This window comes from Sphingomonas sp. (assembly GCF_019242355.1).
GTDB lineage: Bacteria > Pseudomonadota > Alphaproteobacteria > Sphingomonadales > Sphingomonadaceae > Sphingomicrobium.
Genome location: NZ_JAFAVR010000049.1, coordinates 1 through 3,019, shown reverse-complemented (window position 1 = coordinate 3,019; position 3,019 = coordinate 1). Strand labels below are relative to the sequence as shown.

Genomic DNA, 3,019 nt, shown 5'->3' with positions numbered 1-3,019 from the left:
ACATGAAGTCCATCGCCTGCAGGTGGCTGAAGGCTGTCGGGCGAATCTTGACGCGGTAGGGCTTGTTGCTGCCGTCCGCGACCAGATAGATGCCGAATTCGCCCTTGGGGCTTTCGGTGGCGACATAGACCTCGCCCGCCGGCACGTGGAAGCCCTCGGTGTAGAGCTTGAAGTGGTGGATCAAGGCCTCCATCGAGGTCTTCATGTCCGCGCGCGGCGGCGGCACCACCTTGCGATCGAAGCTCGCCACCGGGCCCGAAGGCATCTCGTTGAGGCACTGCTTCATGATCCGGATCGACTGGCGGACCTCCTCGACCCGCACCATGAAGCGGTCGTAGCAGTCGCCGTTCGTCCCGACCGGGATCTCGAAGTCCATGCGGTCATAGACTTCGTAAGGCTGCGAGCGGCGGATGTCCCAAGGGATGCCCGCGGCGCGGATCATCGGGCCGGAGAAGCCCCAGGCGATCGCATCGTCCTTGTGGACGATCCCGATGTCGACGTTGCGCTGCTTGAAGATGCGGTTGTCGGCGACCAGGCTGATCGCATCTTCGAACATTTGCAGGCGGTTGTCGAGGAAGTCTCCGATCTTGTCGAGGACAGCCGGCGGAATGTCCTCGCGCACGCCGCCGGGCCGGAAGTAATTGGCGTGCATGCGGGCGCCCGACACATGCTCGTAGAGCTGCATCAGGTCCTCGCGAATCTCGAACAGCCACAGGTTGGGCGTCATCGCGCCCACGTCCATGATATGGCTGCCAAGGTTCAGCATGTGGTTCTTGATGCGGGTCAGCTCCGCCATCATCGTGCGGATGTACTGGGCGCGGATCGGGATCTCGAGGCCGAGCAGCTTCTCCACGGCAAGGACGAAGCTATGCTCCATGCACATCGGCGAGCAATAATCGAGACGGTCGAAGTAGGGCAGCGCCTGGGCGTAGGTCTTGTATTCGATCAGCTTTTCGGTGCCGCGGTGGAGTAGCCCGACGTGCGGGTCGACGCGCTCGACGATCTCGCCGTCGAGTTCGAGGATCAGGCGGAGGACGCCGTGCGCGGCCGGGTGCTGTGGGCCGAAGTTGATCGTGTAATTGCTGATCGTCTCGTCGCCGGGATCGCGCGGATGGCCAAGCTCTAGGCCCTCCCCGCCGGCGCCGACGTCAACCTCGACGGTCCGCTTGATGGGGCGAAGATCGTAGCGGGTGTCGGTCATGCGTCACCCTTCGGCTTGCGCGGCGCCCTTGCCTTGGGGGGAGACTTCGGTCCGGGCTTCGAGACTTCGCTCTCGGCCTTCTTCGCGCGCGGCTTGCTGGCCTGCCTGGTCGCTTCCTTGTCGGCCGGAGCACCGGCACCGGTGTCGGCAGGCTTTTCCGTGACCTTGGCCTCCTCAGCCGGAGTCTTCACGTTCTGCGGCGCGGTCCCGCTCGGCGCAGGCGCAGGCGATGGCGCACCGGGGGCTTCCGGCTTTGCCTTCTCGTCGCCGGGCAGGGCATATTCCGGCCCTTCCCACGGCATCAGGAAATCAAAGGTGCGGAAATCCTGGGGCAGCGAGACCGGCTCGTAGACCACCCTCTTCTCCGCCTCCGAGTAACGCAGCTCGACATGGCCGGTCAGCGGGAAGTCCTTGCGGAACGGGAAGCCCTCGAAGCCATAATCGGTCAGGATGCGCCGGAGGTCGTCGTTGCCGCTGAAGCCGACGCCGTACATGTCGTAGACCTCTCGCTCGAGCCAGCCGGCGACCGGCCACAGGCCCGTGACGCTCGGCACCGGCGAGGTCTCGTCGGTCGCGACCTTCACGCGGACGCGGCGGTTCCTGGTCAGCGACAGCAGGCAATAATTGACCTCGAACCGCTCCGGACGGTCGGGATAGTCGACGCCCGCGATCTCCATCAGCTGCTGATATTCCAGGCCCGGCGTGTCGCGCAGGGTCCGGCAGACTTCGACAATGCTGTCACGCTGAACCGTAAGCGTGATCTCGCCGACCTTGTCGACAGCCTCGATCAGCGACGCGCCAAGCGCCTTGGTCGCGGCGTCGATCACGCCGTCGTTCGGCGCCGTCTGCGGGACATGAGCGGCAAGCTTGACGGCCACTAAATCCTCCCCGGCACGGGGAGGTGGCAGCGCGTAGCGCTGACGAAGGGGGCGCCCTCCACCATGCTCCGCATGGTCCCCCTCCCCGTTCCGGGGAGGATTTTCAGCAGCGCATCACTCACCGCTCGATCGTCCCTTCGCGGCGGATTTTCCGCTGCAGCTGCAGGATACCGTAGAGCAACGCTTCGGCGGTCGGCGGGCAGCCGGGGACGTAGATGTCGACCGGCACGATCCGGTCGCAGCCGCGAACAACGCTGTAGCTGTAATGGTAGTAGCCGCCGCCGTTGGCACAGCTGCCCATTGAGATCACATAGCGCGGCTCGCTCATCTGGTCGTAGACGCGGCGGAGGGCCGGGGCCATCTTGTTGCAGAGCGTGCCGGCAACGATCATCACGTCCGACTGGCGCGGGCTCGCGCGCGGCGCTGCGCCAAATCTTTCAAGGTCATAGCGCGGCATGTTCACATGAATCATCTCGACCGCACAGCAGGCAAGACCAAACGTCATCCACCACAAGGAGCCGGTCCGCGCCCAGGTGAACAGGTCCTCGGCCGTCGTGACCATGAACCCCTTCTCGTTCAGCGATTGCTGCAGTTCGAGCAATTTGGCCTGGTCGACCTCCCCAGGCACGAGGCCGGCGACGCGCGCGAGCTCCTCCTCGGTCGGCATCCGGTCCTCGGGACCGCTGAGCATCACTCCCATTCGAGCGCGCCTTTCTTCCAGGCGTAAGCAAGCCCGAGGCCAAGCTCGGCAAGGAAGATCATCATCGCCAGCCAACCAGTCCAGTGCGTGAAGTTCAGGCTGACCGCCCACGGAAACAGGAAGGCCGCTTCGAGATCGAACACGATGAACAGGATTGCGACCAGGTAGAAGCGCACATCGAATTCTGCCCGCGCATCCTCGAACGCCGGGAAGCCGCACTCATATTCGCTGAGCTTCTGC

General features: G+C 64.5%; 4 protein-coding genes. All 4 read right to left on the bottom strand.

What is annotated here, in order from left to right:
• Nucleotides 1-1,201, bottom strand: a 1,201-nt coding sequence (locus JOZ79_RS02070) for an NADH-quinone oxidoreductase subunit D (protein WP_294069912.1), incomplete at its 3' end; no start/stop codon positions are given.
• Nucleotides 1,198-2,028: an NADH-quinone oxidoreductase subunit C gene (locus tag JOZ79_RS02065; RefSeq protein ID WP_294069915.1), complete on the bottom strand. Its 831-nt coding sequence runs from the start codon at nucleotides 2,026-2,028 to the stop codon at nucleotides 1,198-1,200. The genes JOZ79_RS02070 and JOZ79_RS02065, both read right to left, overlap by 4 nt.
• A 169-nt stretch (nucleotides 2,029-2,197) precedes the next feature.
• Nucleotides 2,198-2,707 carry an NADH-quinone oxidoreductase subunit B family protein gene (locus JOZ79_RS02060; protein ID WP_366514786.1) on the bottom strand — a complete coding sequence of 170 codons (510 nt, stop codon included), beginning with the start codon at nucleotides 2,705-2,707 and terminating at the stop codon, nucleotides 2,198-2,200.
• A gap of 62 nt (nucleotides 2,708-2,769) precedes the next feature.
• On the bottom strand, nucleotides 2,770-3,019 hold a 250-nt coding region (ndhC, locus tag JOZ79_RS02055; RefSeq protein WP_294069907.1), incomplete at its 5' end, for an NADH-quinone oxidoreductase subunit A.